14 protein-coding genes are annotated in these 14,553 nt (G+C 69.7%); all 14 read left to right on the top strand.

The genetic code is table 11. The annotated features are described in order from the left end of the window. Window positions 1-10: 10 nt before the first annotated feature. The 14 genes from AC5P9C_RS08000 (at window position 11) to AC5P9C_RS07935 (ending at window position 14,469) form a co-directional block, all read left to right on the top strand. The gene (locus AC5P9C_RS08000; protein ID WP_414615175.1) at window positions 11-1,864 is read left to right on the top strand and encodes a S8 family peptidase; all 1,854 of its coding nucleotides are present in this window, start codon (window positions 11-13) and stop codon (window positions 1,862-1,864) included. A 136-nt stretch (window positions 1,865-2,000) separates the two neighbouring features. Then, on the top strand, window positions 2,001-3,722 hold the full coding sequence (gspE, locus tag AC5P9C_RS07995; RefSeq protein ID WP_164688267.1) for a type II secretion system ATPase GspE: 1,722 nt from the start codon (window positions 2,001-2,003) through the stop codon (window positions 3,720-3,722). Window positions 3,723-3,746: 24 nt separating this feature from the next. Further along, window positions 3,747-4,967 carry a type II secretion system protein XpsF gene (gene xpsF, locus AC5P9C_RS07990; RefSeq protein ID WP_262231895.1) on the top strand — a complete coding sequence of 407 codons (1,221 nt, stop codon included), beginning with the start codon at window positions 3,747-3,749 and terminating at the stop codon, window positions 4,965-4,967. A 49-nt stretch (window positions 4,968-5,016) separates the two neighbouring features. After that, window positions 5,017-5,460, top strand: coding sequence for a type II secretion system major pseudopilin GspG (gspG, locus tag AC5P9C_RS07985; RefSeq protein ID WP_049464282.1), 444 nt, complete (start codon window positions 5,017-5,019; stop codon window positions 5,458-5,460). A 6-nt stretch (window positions 5,461-5,466) separates the two neighbouring features. Then, on the top strand, window positions 5,467-5,961 hold the full coding sequence (gene xpsH, locus AC5P9C_RS07980; protein ID WP_049464284.1) for a type II secretion system protein XpsH: 495 nt from the start codon (window positions 5,467-5,469) through the stop codon (window positions 5,959-5,961). Further along, the gene (xpsI, locus tag AC5P9C_RS07975; protein WP_049464286.1) at window positions 5,958-6,377 is read left to right on the top strand and encodes a type II secretion system protein XpsI; all 420 of its coding nucleotides are present in this window, start codon (window positions 5,958-5,960) and stop codon (window positions 6,375-6,377) included. Before xpsH ends, xpsI begins: the two co-directional genes overlap by 4 nt. Further along, window positions 6,374-7,006, top strand: coding sequence for a type II secretion system protein J (locus AC5P9C_RS07970; RefSeq protein ID WP_262231896.1), 633 nt, complete (start codon window positions 6,374-6,376; stop codon window positions 7,004-7,006). The genes xpsI and AC5P9C_RS07970 overlap by 4 nt, the downstream gene beginning before the upstream one ends. Beyond that, complete coding sequence (locus AC5P9C_RS07965) at window positions 7,003-7,866, top strand: type II secretion system minor pseudopilin (protein ID WP_064237626.1); 864 nt, start codon at window positions 7,003-7,005, stop codon at window positions 7,864-7,866. The genes AC5P9C_RS07970 and AC5P9C_RS07965 overlap by 4 nt, the downstream gene beginning before the upstream one ends. Further along, entirely contained in the window at window positions 7,863-9,008 is a 1,146-nt protein-coding gene (locus tag AC5P9C_RS07960) for a PilN domain-containing protein (RefSeq protein WP_074725549.1), read from the top strand. Before AC5P9C_RS07965 ends, AC5P9C_RS07960 begins: the two co-directional genes overlap by 4 nt. After that, the gene (gene gspM, locus AC5P9C_RS07955; protein WP_057493408.1) at window positions 8,983-9,696 is read left to right on the top strand and encodes a type II secretion system protein GspM; all 714 of its coding nucleotides are present in this window, start codon (window positions 8,983-8,985) and stop codon (window positions 9,694-9,696) included. The genes AC5P9C_RS07960 and gspM overlap by 26 nt, the downstream gene beginning before the upstream one ends. Next, on the top strand, window positions 9,686-10,483 hold the full coding sequence (locus AC5P9C_RS07950) for a type II secretion system protein, XpsN-like (protein WP_057493409.1): 798 nt from the start codon (window positions 9,686-9,688) through the stop codon (window positions 10,481-10,483). The genes gspM and AC5P9C_RS07950 overlap by 11 nt, the downstream gene beginning before the upstream one ends. A 9-nt stretch (window positions 10,484-10,492) precedes the next feature. Continuing rightward, the gene (gene gspD, locus AC5P9C_RS07945) at window positions 10,493-12,697 is read left to right on the top strand and encodes a type II secretion system secretin GspD (RefSeq protein ID WP_057493410.1); all 2,205 of its coding nucleotides are present in this window, start codon (window positions 10,493-10,495) and stop codon (window positions 12,695-12,697) included. An 84-nt stretch (window positions 12,698-12,781) separates the two neighbouring features. Further along, entirely contained in the window at window positions 12,782-13,618 is an 837-nt protein-coding gene (locus tag AC5P9C_RS07940; protein ID WP_495205130.1) for a glycosyltransferase family 2 protein, read from the top strand. Window positions 13,619-13,629: 11 nt separating this feature from the next. Next, window positions 13,630-14,469 (top strand): glycosyltransferase family 2 protein, encoded by an 840-nt coding sequence (locus AC5P9C_RS07935; protein WP_074725552.1) that lies wholly within the window; start codon window positions 13,630-13,632, stop codon window positions 14,467-14,469. Window positions 14,470-14,553 lie beyond the last annotated feature (84 nt).

The raw sequence follows: 14,553 nt of genomic DNA, 5'->3' as shown, positions 1-14,553 counted from the left end.
GGAATTCGACGTGATCAAGAAGCAGAACCTTCGCATCAATGTGCTTGCCGCCGCCGTGCTGTCGATGACCGCGGTGGGTGCCGTCCACGCCGCCGGGTTGCCGACCCGTGAACCGGTGCGTCAGGCCAGCACCGCCGAGCCGGGCGCCGAGCGCATCATCGTCAAGTACCGTGCCGGCACCGCTGCGGCGGGCGACCGTTCGGCCAAGCTGTCCACCGTGCAGTCCGCGCTGACCCGCGCCAGCCTGTCCGGTGGCACCGCCCGCGCCAGCACGCTTGGCCCGCAGGTCGTGCGCAGGCTCGGCGTCGGTGCCGACCTGATCCGTCTGCAGGGGCGCCTGGCGCCTGCGGAACTGCAGCGCGTGCTGAAGGAACTGAAGGCCGACCCGGCCGTGCAGTACGCCGAAGCCGACGTGAAGCTGCGCCGCACCGAGCTGCGTGCCGGTGACGTGCAGCCGGCGCTGGCACCGAACGATCCGTACTACCAGCAGTACCAGTGGCACCTGCACAACGCCACCGGTGGCATCAACGCGCCGTCTGCGTGGGATGTGTCGCAGGGCGAGGGCGTGGTGGTGGCCGTGCTCGACACCGGCATCCTGCCGCAGCACCCGGACCTGGTCGGCAACCTGCTGGAAGGCTACGACTTCATCAGCGATGCCGAGACGTCGCGCCGTGCCACCAACGATCGCGTGCCGGGCGCGCAGGACTATGGTGACTGGGTCGAGAACGACAACGAGTGCTACACCGGCTCCGTCGCCGAGGACAGTTCCTGGCACGGTACCCATGTGGCCGGTACCGTGGCCGAGCAGACCAACAACGGCGTCGGCATGGCTGGTGTCGCGCACAAGGCCAAGGTGCTGCCGGTCCGCGTGCTCGGCAAGTGCGGTGGCTACCTCTCCGATATCGCCGACGCCATCACCTGGGCGTCCGGCGGCACCGTGGCGGGCGTGCCCGCCAATGCCAACCCGGCCGAGATCATCAACATGAGCCTCGGCGGCAGCGGCAGCTGTGACGGGACCTACCAGGACGCGATCAACGGCGCGATCTCGCGCGGCACCACCGTGGTGGTGGCCGCCGGCAACGAGACCGACAACGCATCCAAGTACCGTCCGGCCAGCTGCGATGGCGTGGTGACCGTCGGCGCCACCCGTATCACCGGCGGCATCACCTACTACTCCAACTACGGCACGCGCGTGGACCTGTCCGGCCCCGGCGGCGGTGGCAGCGTGGACGGCAACCCGGGCGGCTACATCTGGCAGTCCGGTTCGGATGCGGCCACCACCCCGCAGTCGGGCAGCTACAGCTACATGGGCATGGGCGGCACGTCGATGGCGTCGCCGCACGTGGCAGCGGTCGCTGCGTTGGTGCAGAGCGCGCTGATCGCCAAGGGCAAGGATCCGCTGGCCCCGGCGGCGATGCGCACGCTGCTGAAGGAGACCGCGCGTCCCTTCCCGGTCAGCATCCCGGCTGCCACCCCGATCGGTACCGGTATCGTTGATGCCAAGGCGGCGCTGGCCAAGGCGCTGGAAGAGCCGTGCACCGAGAACTGCGGGCCGGTGGCGACGCCGCTGACCAACAAGGCCGCCGTGGGGGGCCTGAACGGTACGGCCGGTAGCAGCCGCCTGTACAGCTTCGAGGCGGCCGCCGGCAAGCAGCTCAGCGTGATCACCTACGGCGGTACCGGCAACGTCTCGGTCTACATCGCCCAGGGACGCGAGCCGAGTGCCAGCGACAACGACGCCAAGTCGACCCGCCCTGGCACCTCCGAAACGGTGCGGGTGAACAAGCCGGTCGCGGGCACCTACTACATCAAGGTGGTGGGCGAAGCGGCATACAACGGCGTGAGCATTCTCGCCACGCAGTAAGCACCCGTTGTCGTAGTTGAACGGCCGACGCCCGTCACCCTGTGTGACGGGCTTCGTCTTTTTACGAAAGGTGGCCGCGGGGCAGCGGAAATCACGGCTTAACTGCTAAAGTCGGGCCGATTGACAGGAGAGTCATGTGAACGCGCTCGCTGCACCCGTTACCGACGACGCCGAAGGCCGCATCCTCGATGCGCTGCTGGCACGCGGCCGGCTCAAGGAAGGCGACCTGGCGCGCGCGCGGCCGCTGCATGCCGAGGCCGGCGGCAGCCTGCTGGGCCTGCTGGTGCGGCTGGGCCTGGTGTCTGAACGCGACCAGGCGCTGGCCAGCGCCGAAGTGCTGGGCCTGCCGCTGCTGGAGGGCAAGCAGGTGCCTGAAGCGCCGCCGCAGGCGCTGGCCGAGGGGCTGCCGCTGTCGCTGCGTTTCCTCAAGCAGTTCCACGTGTGCCCGCTGGAACTGGATGAACACGGGGTGCGGCTGTGGCTGGCCGATGCCCATGACGCCTATCCGCAGCAGGCCGTGCAGCTGGCGCTGGGGGTCCCGGTGACGCCGGTGCTGGGCATGCGCGCGGAGATCGATGATCTGGTCGAGCGCTGGTTCGGCCAGGGCCGCAGCGCGATGGGGGCGATCGTGGAAACCGCCGATGGCGAGGGCGGTGCCGTCGACGATATCGAGCACCTGCGCGATCTTGCGTCGGAAGCGCCGGTGATCCGCCTGGTCAACCTGGTGATCCAGCGTGCGGTGGAGCTGCGCGCCTCGGACATCCATGTCGAACCGTTCGAGAGCCGGCTGAAGGTCCGCTACCGCGTCGATGGCGTGCTGGTGGAGGGCGAAAGCCCGCCGGCCAACCTCACTGCCGCGGTGATCAGCCGCATCAAGATCATGGCCCGGCTCAACATCGCCGAACGGCGCCTGCCGCAGGACGGCCGCATCATGCTGCGCGTGCAGGGCAAGGAACTGGACCTGCGCGTGAGCACCGTGCCGACCGCGCACGGCGAAAGCGTGGTGATGCGACTGCTCGACCGCGAGACAGTGGTGTTCGATTTCCATCGGCTGGGTTTCACCGACGCCTTCCTGCCGCAGTTCCGCAAAGTGCTGGAACAGCCGCATGGCATCCTGCTGGTGACCGGCCCGACCGGTTCGGGCAAGACCACCACGCTGTACACCGCGCTGAGCCAGCTCAACACCGCCGACGTCAAGATCATCACGGTCGAAGACCCGGTCGAGTACCAGATCGAGGGCATCAACCAGATCCAGGCCAAGCCGCAGATCGGCCTGGACTTCGCCAATGCGCTGCGCAGCATCGTCCGCCAGGATCCGGACATCATCATGATCGGTGAAATGCGCGACCTGGAAACCGCGCGCATTGCGATCCAGTCGGCACTGACCGGCCACCTGGTGCTGTCGACCTTGCACACCAACAATGCAGCCGGCGGCATCACCCGGCTGCTCGACATGGGCGTGGAAGACTACCTGCTCACCTCCACCATCAACGGCATCCTGGCCCAGCGCCTGGTACGCCGGCTGGAGCCGACCCACGCCGAGCGCTACGCAGCCTCGCCGGAGGAGATCGAACGGTTCGAACTGCGCCGCCTGCAGCCGCAAGGGCCGATCCATCTGTACCGCCCCAAGCCGTCTGCGCTGGCGCCGACCGGCTATCTGGGGCGTACCACCATCATGGAATTCCTGGTGATGAACGATGCGCTTCGCCGTGCGGTGATGCGTCGCGACGGCATGGGCGAGATCGAACGCATCGCCCGCGAGGCCGGCATGCGCACGATGTACGAAGATGGCCTGTCCAAGGCGCTGAGCGGGCAGACCACCATCGAGGAAGTGCTGCGCGTGACCGAGGAAAGCTGATGCGCGCAGGACGCCGGGGCTGACATGCCGAACTATCGCTACAAGGCGCTCAACCCGCATGGCGAGGTCTTCGACGGGCAGATGGAAGCGGCCAGCGAGGCCGAGCTGATCGCGCGCCTGCAGGACCAGGGCCACCTGCCGATGGAGACGCAGCTGGCCGACGCCGGCGCGATCGGCGGGAGCAGCTGGCGCAACCTGCTGCAGCAGCGCCCGCTGCAGGGTGCTGCATTGCTGCAGTTCACCCAGCAGTTGGCGACCCTGCTCGGTGCCGGCCAGCCGCTGGATCGCGCGCTGTCGATCCTGCTGGGCTTGCCCGAGGACGAACGGTCACGCCGCGCGATCACCGACATCCGCGACGTAGTGCGCGGCGGTGCGCCCCTGTCCACCGCGCTGGAACGCCAGCATGGGCTGTTCTCGCGCCTGTACGTGAACATGGTGCGTGCCGGCGAGGCCGGTGGCAGCCTGCATGAAACCCTGCAGCGCCTGGCCGACTACCTCGAGCGCAGCCGTGCGCTGCAGGGCAAGGTCATCAACGCACTGGTCTACCCGGCGATCCTGCTGGTGGTGGTCGGTGGCGCGCTGTTGTTCCTGCTCGGCTACGTGGTGCCGCAGTTCGCGCAGATGTACGAAAGCCTGGACGTGGCGCTGCCGTGGTTCACCAACGCAGTGCTGCAGCTGGGCCTGTTCGTGCGCGACTGGTGGGTGCTGCTGCTGGTGGTGCCCGGCGTGCTGGTGCTGTTTTTCGAGCGCAAGGCGCGGCAACCGGCGTTCCGTCTGGCGCTGGATGGCTGGCTGCTGCAGCGGCGTGGCATCGGCCGCCTCATCGGCGAGCTGGAAACCGCCCGGCTGGCGCGCACGCTGGGCACACTGCTGCGCAATGGCGTGCCGCTGCTGGGTGCGCTGGGCATCGCGCGCAACGTGCTGGGCAACCGCGCCCTGGCCGCCGACGTCGAAACGGCCGCCGATGAAGTGAAGAACGGTGCCGGCCTGTCGCTGGCGCTGTCGCGCGGCAAGCGGTTCCCGCGCCTGGCGCTGCAGATGATCCAGGTCGGCGAGGAATCCGGCGGGCTCGATACCATGCTGCTGAAAGCGGCCGATACCTTCGAACAGGACAGCGCCCGGCGCATCGACCGCATGCTGGCGGCGATGGTGCCGGCGATCACCCTGGTGCTGGCCTCGGTGGTCGGTGCGGTGATCGTGGCCGTGCTGGTGCCGCTGTACGACCTGACCAATGCCATCGGTTGACGATGGCACGCTCCGCAACCCTGACACTCCGCAACTGAAAGGACCGTCCATGATTGCCAGTCGCCGACCGATCCGCCTTTCCTTCGCCGCCGCGCGCAACCAGTCGGGCATGAGCCTGCTGGAGATCATCATCGTCATCGTGCTGATCGGCGCGGTGCTGACCCTGGTCGCCAGCCGCGTGCTGGGCGGTGCCGACCGTGGCAAGGCCAACATCGCCAAGGCGCAGGTGCAGACCGTCGCCTCCAAGATCGACAACTACCAGATCGACACCGGCAAGCTGCCGGGCACGCTCAATGACCTGGTGACCGCGCCGGCCGGCGTCGGCGGCTGGCTCGGCCCATACGCCAAGCCGGCCGACCTGAATGATCCGTGGGGCCACGCGCTGGAATACCGCGCGCCCGGCGAAGGCCAGCCGTACGAGCTGGTCAGCCTGGGCAAGGATGGCAAGGCCGGTGGCAGCAGCGTCGACGCCGATATCCGCTATCAGCCGTAACCGCGCATGACGCCTTTCCTGCCGCGCCGGGTGCCGCACCCGCGCCTGCCCGGCAGGCGCGCGGCGGGCCTGTCGCTGCTGGAGATGCTGCTGGTGATCGCGCTGATCGCGGCGATCGGCCTGATCACCGCTGCCGGCCTGTCACGAGGGTTCGCCGGCATGCAGCTGCGCGGCGCCGGGAAGGACATCGCCAACCAGCTGCGCATGGTGCGCGCGCAGGCGATTTCCCGTGGTGAGCCGCAGCGCTTCGTGATCGAGCCGGCGCGGCGGCGCTGGGAGGGAGCCAACCAGCGCCAGGGCGAGGTGCCGGCACAACTGCAGGTGCAGTTCGAAGGCGCCGCGCAGCTGGCCACCGCACCGGGGCAGGGCGTGATCGAGTTCCATCCCGATGGCGGCTCCAGCGGCGGCCGCATCCGGTTGCAGCGCGACGGCGCCGAGTGGCGCATCGACGTCGGCTGGCTCACCGGCGAGGTCCGCTCCGGGCCCTGGCGGGCGCCATGAAGCGGCGCGCGCGCGGCTTCACCCTGCTGGAAGTGATCATCGCCTTCGCTCTGCTGGGCCTGGCGCTGACCCTGCTGCTGGGCAGCCTGTCCGGTGGCGCGAAACAGGTGCGTGACGCCGAACTGCGCACGCGCGCGGTGCTGCATGCACAGTCACTGCTGGCCCAGGCCGGCGTCGACACGCCGTTGCAGGTGGGCAGCCAGCAGGGTGACTGGGAACAGGGACGCTATCACTGGGAGCTGCAGGTCCAGCCGTGGGTCGAACCACGCGCCGGCAACGTCGTGCAGGCCACGTCACCGGGGACCCCATGGCTGGCCGAGCTGCAGCTGCAGGTGCGCTGGGGCGACAGCGAGCGCGAACAACTGCACTGGCGCAGCCTGCGCCTGTTGCCGCCCGACCTGGAGAACGCGCGATGAAGCGGCGCGCCGCGGGCTTCACCCTGGTCGAAGTGATGCTCGCGACGGTGCTGCTGGCTGGCGGCCTGGCGTTGGCCTTTGCCAGCGTGCGCTCGGCGATGGCGGTCAGCCAGCGCGGCGAGCAGATCGCTGCCGAAAGCGAACGCATGCGCGCGGTGGAATCGTTGCTGCGCAGGCAGCTGGCGGGTGCACTGCGCACCCCGCTGGAGGCCCCGGACCCCACCCGCGAGCCGGTCTTCTTCCAAGGTGAGGAGCAGCGCATGTTGTTCGCCGCCGACCTGCCCGGTTACCTCGGCCGTGGCGGACCCTACCTGCACGCGCTGCAGGTGGACGGACGCGGTGGCCAACAGCGCCTGTTGCTGGACTTGGTGCTGCTGCAGGAAGGCGAGCGCATCGCCGAGAATCCGCCGCGCCCGCCGGAGGTGCTGGTGGAGAACCTGAAGTCGGTGCAGCTGCGCTACCGCGGCATCGATGCCAGCACCGGGCAGGTCACCGACTGGCTGCCGCGCTGGGACGACACCCGCCGCCTGCCGATGCTGGTGGAAATCCAGATCGTGCCGAACCGCGGCGCGCCGTGGCCGCCGCTGGTGGTGGCGCTGCGTGCCGGTGGCAGTGGAGGCGCACGATGAGCCGGCAGGGCGGGGCGGCACTGGTGCTGGTGCTGTGGCTGATCGCGTTGATGACGGCGCTGGTCGGTGCATTCGCGCTGAGCGCACGGGTCGAGCACCTGCAGCAGCGCGTGCTGGATGACGATGCACGCGGGCAGGAACGTGCGCGCGCCGGCCTTGAATATGCCCTGCTGCGGCTGTCGGCCGATCCGCAACGCGCGCCCTGGCGTGCCGATGGCCGTACCTACCGCTGGCAGTTCGACGACGCCAGCATCGAGATCAAGGTGCTGGACGAGAACGGCAAGATCAACCTGAATCTGGCCGATGCGGCGCTGCTGACCGCCTTCCTCAAGGCGCTGGGCGAAGACGATGCACAGGCCCGGCAGCTGGCCGGGGCGATCATCGACTGGCGCGACGAGGACAGCCTGCTGCAGCCGGGAGGGGGCGCCGAAGCGCAGGACTACGCCGCAGCCGGATTGCCCTACGGTCCCCGCAACAAGCGCTTCGAGACCCTGGGCGAGCTGCAGCGGGTGCTGGGCATGCGCGGCCCGCTGTACCGGGCGATGCTGCCGCACCTGACCCTGTACAGCCGCCAGGCACGCCCGGATCCGCAGTTCGCCAGCGCACCGGTGCTGACCGCGCTGGGCCTGGATGCGGACAGTGTGATGGCGCAGCGCGCACAGCAGGAGCGTGATGCAGATTCCGCTGGCGGTACGACAACGCTTGCCAGCAGCAGCGGCACCTATAGTATCGAGTCCGGTGCCATCGACAGCAGTGGACGCAGGTCGGTGGTGCAGGCAGTGGTACGCAGTGGCTCGGGCGGGGTTCCCGGGCGGACTTACACAGTGCTTCGCTGGGAGCAGGGAATGACAGCAAGATGACGGCGTGGCAGGACAGTCTGCGGCAGGTGCAGGGCCGGATCGGCCCGGGCGCGGGCCGTTTCCTGCGCTGGTGGCGTCAATCGCTGCTGGCCTGGGTGCCGGTGCGCTGGCAATGGGCGCTGGGCTGGGGTCAGGCACGCCTGCTGTTGCAGCAGCAGGGGGGCGAGCTGCAGGTCTGGCGCGAGGCCGGTGAGCGCCGCGAAGCGGTGGCGCGCCTGCCGTGGCCGCTGTCGCCGGCGGACCTGGACCGCGTGCTGGAGCCTCGTCTGCGTACTCTGCCGCGGGTGTGGCTGCTGCCGGCGACGGACGTCCTGCGGCGTACCCTGCGCCTGCCCGCCGCCGCGGCCGATCGCCTGCGCGCGGTGGTCGGTTTCGAGATCGACCGGCAGACGCCGTTCGAAGCGTCCCAGGTCAGCTATGACGTGCGTGAACTGGGCGCGGCCGGCGAAGGCCAGCTGCAGGTCGAACTGGTGGCGTGGCCGTTGCGGCAGCTGGACGCATGGCGCAGTGGCGTGGGCTCGTGGGCCGACGCACTGGCCGGTGTCGATGCCATCGATGTGCAGGGCAACGTGCTGCAGGTGAACCTGCTGCCGCCCGCGCAGCGCCAGGTGCGTCCAGACCCGATGCGGCGCTGGAACCTGCTGCTGGCGGTGGCGGCAGCGGTGATGCTGGTGCTGGCAGCAGTGCAGCTGCTGGACAACCGCCGGGCTGCCGCCGACGCGCTGCGTGAGCAGGTCGAGCGCAGCGCGCGCAGTGCGCGTGGCGTGGCCAGCGAACGCGCGCAGCTGCAGGCGCTGATCGATGGTGCCGCGTTCCTGGAGAAACAGCGCAGCCAGCGCGCCGGTACCGTGGAAATCTGGAATGAACTGACCCGGCGCCTGCCGGAAGGCACCTACCTGGAAAAGCTGGCGATCGAGAACAACAACCTGCAGCTGATCGGCCTGAGCCGCGAGGCATCGCAGCTGGTGCAGCTGCTGCAGGATGCACCGCAGTGGCGCAAGGTCAACCTGACCGGGGTGCTGCAGGCTGATGGCGCCGCCAGTGGCCGTGACCGCTTCACCATGACCGCCGAGTTGCAGCCCTTGCCGGCCGCGGCACCGAGCCCGGAGGCGGCCGATGCCGATGCCAAGCGCACGCCGTGACCGCTGGCTGGCGCTGGCACTGCTGCTGGCCGTGCTCGGCGTGGCGTATCTGTTGCTGGTGCACCCATGGTTCACACAGCCGCTGCGTGCGATCGATGCCGATGTCGCCGCGCTGCGCGAGCGCGAGGCGCGCGTGCAGGCGCAGCTGCAGCAGCAGCCGCAGATCGAACAGCGCCTGCGTGCCACCCGCGAGGCATTGCAGCAGCGGCCGGGCTTCCTGCGCGAAGCCACGGCCGAAGCCGCTGCCGCCGCACTGGGCGCCCGCCTGCAGGATGCCGTGGCGATGGCCAGCCCGGGCAACCGCAGCTGCACCATCAGCAACCGCACGCCGCTGGCCGACAACCGCCGCGATGCCGAGTTCGTGCGTGTCGCGATGCAGGTGCGGCTGCGCTGCGGCGTGGCCGAACTGGCCACCGTGCTGCACAGCCTTGAAACCGGCAGCCCACGCCTGTTCGTCGACAACCTCAACCTGATCGCGCAGCGTTTCCAGCAATCGCCGAATGAATCGGGGCTGGGCCTGGACGTGTCGTTCGAGCTGGCCGGCTACCTGCTGCCGGGCGCCGCCGCCGACGGCGCGGCGACAACGCCTGCCGCAGCGCCCGCAGCGCTGCCTTCATCGGCCGAGGCGACCCCTGCGCCGCCGCCGGTCGCCCCGTCCGAAGGGCAGGAGGTGGCCGATGAAACGTGAACAGATCAGCCTGCGCACCGGCTTCCTGCTGGCGTTGGCCGGTTGGGCCGCCGCCGTCTGGCTGGCCACGGGCTTCGGGCTGGGCAGCCATCTGCCCGGTGCCGGCGGTGATGCCGACGCCGCGCCTGCGCTGCCGTCATTGCCGCCGCTGGCGGCCGAGCGCATGGCCAGCGCCGACAGCTACAGCGCAATCGGCGAGCGCCCGCTGTTCGCCGAAGACCGCAGGCCGCGCCCGTACCTGCTGGGTGGCAGCGAACCCGCGGCCAGTGCCGCGCTGCGCCTGACCGGCGTGCTGTTGACCGGCGACTTCGGCATGGCCACCTTCACCACCGAGCAGAACCGCTCGCTGCGGCTGCGCCTCAACGGCGACGCCGTGGACGGCTGGCAGCTGGTGGCGCTGCAGCCGCGGCAGGCGACCGTGATCGGCCCCGGTGGCAACCAGGTCCTTGAACTGGCGGTATTCAACGGCCAGGGCGGAGAGCCGCCGACCGTGCTGCGGGGTGCCAATGGCGCGGTGCCGCCAGCGCCGGGCAGCGGGGCACCGCCACCGGTGCAGCCCCCCGCCGCGCCGGTCGCTGCACCGGGGGTCAGTGCACAGCGCGGTACCGGCAACGCCGCTGCCGCCGCCGCGCCGGCCGCACCCACGAACACGCCACCGGCCAACACCAACGGGCCCAGCGAAGCGCAGATGCAGGCCATCCGCGAACGCATCCAGGCCCGCCGTCGCCAGCTGCAGCAACAGCAGCAACAACCGTCGCCGCCCCCGGGCGATGGCACCAACCGATAGAGTGAATGCATGAACCTGCGTTTTCTTCCCTGGTCCTTTGCCCTCGCGCTGCTGGTCGGCTGCAGTACGGTGTCCGCGCCGCACGTGCAGCGCAACGGCAACCTGTCGCCCAGCGCCGGCGCCGGCCAGGCGGCCGATGGCGTCGCCGATGCCGCCCGCGAGAGCCAGGGCGCGCCGCAGGCGGTAATCCGCCGTGGCACCGGCACGATGATCAACCGTGAGGCCGCGCGCGCGCCGGCGCCGGCGCTGCATGGCGCCAGCACCGGCGAGGCCACCTTCAACTTCGAAGGCGAATCGCTGCATGCGGTGGTCAAGGCCATCCTCGGCGACATGCTGGGCCAGAACTACGTGATCGCACCGGGCGTGCAGGGCACGGTCACCCTGGCCACGCCCAAGCCGGTCTCGCCGGCGCAGGCGCTGAACCTGCTGGAGATGGTGCTGGGCTGGAACAACGCGCGCATGGTCTACAGCGGCGGGCGCTACAACATCGTCGCCGCCGACCAGGCCCTGGCCGGCACGGTGGCACCGAGCACCGCGCCGGCCGCCAGCGCGCGCGGCTTCGAGGTCCGCGTGGTCCCGCTGCAGTTCATTTCCGCCACCGAGATGAAGAAGGTGCTGGAGCCGTATGCGCGCCCCAACGCCATCGTCAACGTCGACAGCGGGCGCAACGTGATCACCCTCGGCGGTACCCGCGCCGAGCTGGAAAATTACCTGCGCACCGTCGAGATCTTCGATGTCGACTGGCTGTCGGGCATGTCGGTGGGCGTGTTCCCGATCCAGTCGGGCAAGGCCGAGCAGGTCGCTGCCGACCTGGAGAAAGTGTTCGGCGAGGAGAGCAAGACGCCCAGCGCCGGCATGTTCCGCTTCCTGCCGCTGGAGAACGCCAACGCCGTGCTGGTGATCACCCCGCAGGTGCGCTACCTGGACCAGATCCAGCAGTGGCTGGACCGCATCGACACCGCCGGCGGCAGTGCCCGCCTGTTCTCCTACGAACTGCGTTACATCAAGGCGCGCGACCTGGCCGAGCGCCTCAGCGAGGCCTTTGCCAGCAGTGGCAACCGGGGCGCTTCCAGCCCGGCCTCGCTCGCGCCGGGGGCGATCCCGTCGCAGCTGGGCAGTGACGGCGATCGTGGCATGGATACCACAAGCAGCACCCTGGGCTCGACGCTGGGCGGTACCAGTGGCAGCGGCGGCAGCGGCAATGGCAGCCTGAACCTGCCGCAGCGCCAGCCCGGCAACGTCAGCGTCAGCCTGGAAGTGGAAGGTGACCGCGTCGGCGTATCGGCGGTGGAAGAAACCAACACCCTGCTGGTGCGGTCCAGCCCGCAGGCCTGGCGCTCGATCCGCGAGGTGATCGAGAAGCTGGACGTGATGCCGCTGCAGGTGCACATCGAGGCGCAGGTGGCCGAAGTCGCGCTGACCGGCGACCTGAAGTACGGCGTGAACTGGTTCTTCGACAATGCCGTGGCCGGTCGCGCGCTCACCGGAGCCCTGGCGGGCCTGACCCTGCCGCCGGCTGCAGGTGGCTCGTGGAACACCTTCGCCGGCGGCGTCACCGGCAACGACGGCGTCGGCTGGGCCTTCACCGGCCACAACGCGGCCGCGGTGGTCAGTGCGCTGGACAAGGTGACCGACCTGCGCCTGCTGCAGACGCCGTCGGTGTTCGTGCGCAACAACGCCGAGGCCACGCTCAACGTGGGCGACAAGGTGCCGATCAACACCACCACGGTGAACACCGGCGTGGGCACCAGCACCTACAGCTCGGTGCAGTACATCGACACCGGTGTGATCCTCAAGGTGCGCCCGCGCGTGACCCGCGACGGCACCGTGTTCCTGGACATCGTGCAGGAAGTCAGCAGCGCCTCGGACGTGCCCGACAGCTGCAACCCCACCGAGCGCAACTGCAACCCGCGCATCTCGACCAAGAAGCTGTCCACCGAAGCAGCGGTGCAGAGTGGCGACACCATCATGCTGGCGGGCCTGATCACCGACTCGGCCACCGATGGCAGCAGCGGCATTCCGGGCCTGAGCAGGATTCCGGTGGTCGGTGCGCTGTTCGGGCAGAAGACGCGCACCAGCCGTCGTTCGGAGGTGATCGTGCTGCTGACGCCGACCATCGTCCGCAACAACCAGGAGTCGCGCAACCTGACCGACGAGTACAGCAAGCGCTTCCGTGCGATGGAGCCGCTGAACGCGCCGCGCGCGAAGAAATAAGGGGGTTACGGCCGGGCGGCGGGTGCAACCCGGCCGATACCCGCCCGGTGCTACGCTGTGGCCACCGACAACCACGGAGGCGGGATGGGGGCGATCGTGTTGTTGCCGCTGTGCGTGGACGATGCCGCGCTCGACCGCTGCCTGGCCGCGCTGGATGCCGGCACGGCGCCGGGCACTGCGGTCTGGCTGGCCGATGATGCGCAGACCGGGCCGCGTGCGCAGGCCGTGGTCGAACACTGGTTGGCGCATACGCCGTTGCAGGCCGAATACACCCGGCGCGCGCGGCCACTGGGCGAAGTTGCCCATCTGGACGAAATGCTGAGCGCCTGCGATGGCATGGACGTGGCCGTGCTCGCACCGGACAGCGTGCCCGCGCCGGGATGGCTGCAGCAGCTGCAGGACGCCTTCGCCCGCGACGCCTCCATCGCCACGGCGACGCCCTGGTGCAACGCCGGCGAGACTGCGGCGTGGCCACGGCTGGGCGAGATCAATCCCGAACCGAATGACCCCGCGGTGCTCGCGCAGACCTGCGCCACGCTGCCGACGCTGCATCCGGAACTGCCTTCTGCAGTCACACATGCGGTGCTGGTGCGCGGCAACGCGCGCCGTCGTGCCGGTGGCCTGGACGTGGAAAGCTATGCGGGCTGGAATGCCGCGCTGGTCGATCTCAGCCTGCGCATGGCTGGCCTGGGGTGGCGCAATGTGTTGTGCGAGACCGCCTTCGTCAGCCGGGCAGGGGAGGCGGTCAGCCGCGACGGTGATCTGGAAGCGCTGGCGGCGCGCTGGCCGGCCTGGGTGCCGCGCCTGGCCGACTTCCTGATGCATGATCCGCTGCACGGGCTGCGTGCCGACCTGCAGCAGCGCATGCGGCAGGCGATAATGCCGCGGGAACAGGGCGACCTGTTCGTTCCGTCCGCGTAGGAGTTCCCCGTTTGAATGCAGCCATTGCCGCCATCGTCGTCACTTACCAGAGTGGCAGCACCATCGATGCCTGCCTCTCGCGGCTGCGCCAGGCAGAGGAGGTGGCCGAGATCCGGGTGATCGACAATGGTTCGCTGGACGGCACCCTGGACATCGTGCAGCGCCATGCCAGCCACGATGCCCGCGTACGCTTCGTCGGCAACCCGGACAATCCCGGCTTCGCCGCCGCCAACAACCAGGGCGTGGCCGACTCGCACAGCCCGTGGCTGGCCTTCATCAACCCGGACCTGATGGTAGAGCCCGGCACGCTGGCCGAGCTGCGCCGCCGGGCCGAAGCGCTGGGTGACTGCCTGCTGGGCGTCGAACAGGTGGACGAGCAGGGTCATGCCGACGAGGCGGTGCGTCGCCGCGATCCGGATTTCCTGATGATGCTGCGCTCACCCGGCAAGGGCTCGAAGCTGGCGGTGGCGCGCGACCCGCACCAGGCACTGCAGCGGGTGCCGGCATTGTCCGGTGCGCTGTTGATGATGCCGCGCGCACTGTTCGACCGTATCGGCGGCTGGGACGCGGGCTACCGGCTGCATGCCGAGGACCTGGACCTGTGCCGGCGCGCACGCCAGGCCGGTGCGGTGGTGGCCATCGCCAATGATCTGCAGGTTACCCATGTGCGCGGTGTCTCCAGCCGCTCGCGGCCGTTCTTCGTGGAGTGGCACAAGCACAAGGGGCTGTGGCGCTATTTCCAGAAGTTCGAAGCCGGGCAGCGTTCGCTGCCGGTGCGGGCTGCGGTGTGGGCCGCGATCTGGGCACACGCGCTGATGCTGGTGCCGCGCCTGCTGCGCAGGTCGCTGTAGCACCGGGCCCACGCGCGGCTCAGGCAACGCTCCAGCCGAGCGTGGCTCGGCCTACGGAAGGCGGGCGCGCCCACGGTTCACTCC

The organism is Stenotrophomonas sp. YJH_SMC_10 (assembly GCF_059371555.1).
Note: the sequence above shows the minus strand (reverse complement) of the source record. Positions and strands in the feature narration are given on the sequence as shown.

What these genes read in the sequence shown, in the direction of transcription:
- xpsH (WP_049464284.1), top strand. Translation starts at nt 5,467, where the DNA reads ATGACGCCTTTCCTGCCGCGCCGGGTGCCGCACCCGCGCCTGCCCGGC.
- gspG (WP_049464282.1), top strand. Translation starts at nt 5,017, where the DNA reads ATGATTGCCAGTCGCCGACCGATCCGCCTTTCCTTCGCCGCCGCGCGC.
- AC5P9C_RS07960 (WP_074725549.1), top strand. Translation starts at nt 7,863, where the DNA reads ATGACGGCGTGGCAGGACAGTCTGCGGCAGGTGCAGGGCCGGATCGGC.
- AC5P9C_RS07950 (WP_057493409.1), top strand. Translation starts at nt 9,686, where the DNA reads ATGAAACGTGAACAGATCAGCCTGCGCACCGGCTTCCTGCTGGCGTTG.
- AC5P9C_RS07965 (WP_064237626.1), top strand. Translation starts at nt 7,003, where the DNA reads ATGAGCCGGCAGGGCGGGGCGGCACTGGTGCTGGTGCTGTGGCTGATC.
- gspD (WP_057493410.1), top strand. Translation starts at nt 10,493, where the DNA reads ATGAACCTGCGTTTTCTTCCCTGGTCCTTTGCCCTCGCGCTGCTGGTC.
- xpsI (WP_049464286.1), top strand. Translation starts at nt 5,958, where the DNA reads ATGAAGCGGCGCGCGCGCGGCTTCACCCTGCTGGAAGTGATCATCGCC.
- xpsF (WP_262231895.1), top strand. Translation starts at nt 3,747, where the DNA reads ATGCCGAACTATCGCTACAAGGCGCTCAACCCGCATGGCGAGGTCTTC.
- AC5P9C_RS07940 (WP_495205130.1), top strand. Translation starts at nt 12,782, where the DNA reads ATGGGGGCGATCGTGTTGTTGCCGCTGTGCGTGGACGATGCCGCGCTC.
- gspM (WP_057493408.1), top strand. Translation starts at nt 8,983, where the DNA reads ATGCCGATGCCAAGCGCACGCCGTGACCGCTGGCTGGCGCTGGCACTG.
- AC5P9C_RS07970 (WP_262231896.1), top strand. Translation starts at nt 6,374, where the DNA reads ATGAAGCGGCGCGCCGCGGGCTTCACCCTGGTCGAAGTGATGCTCGCG.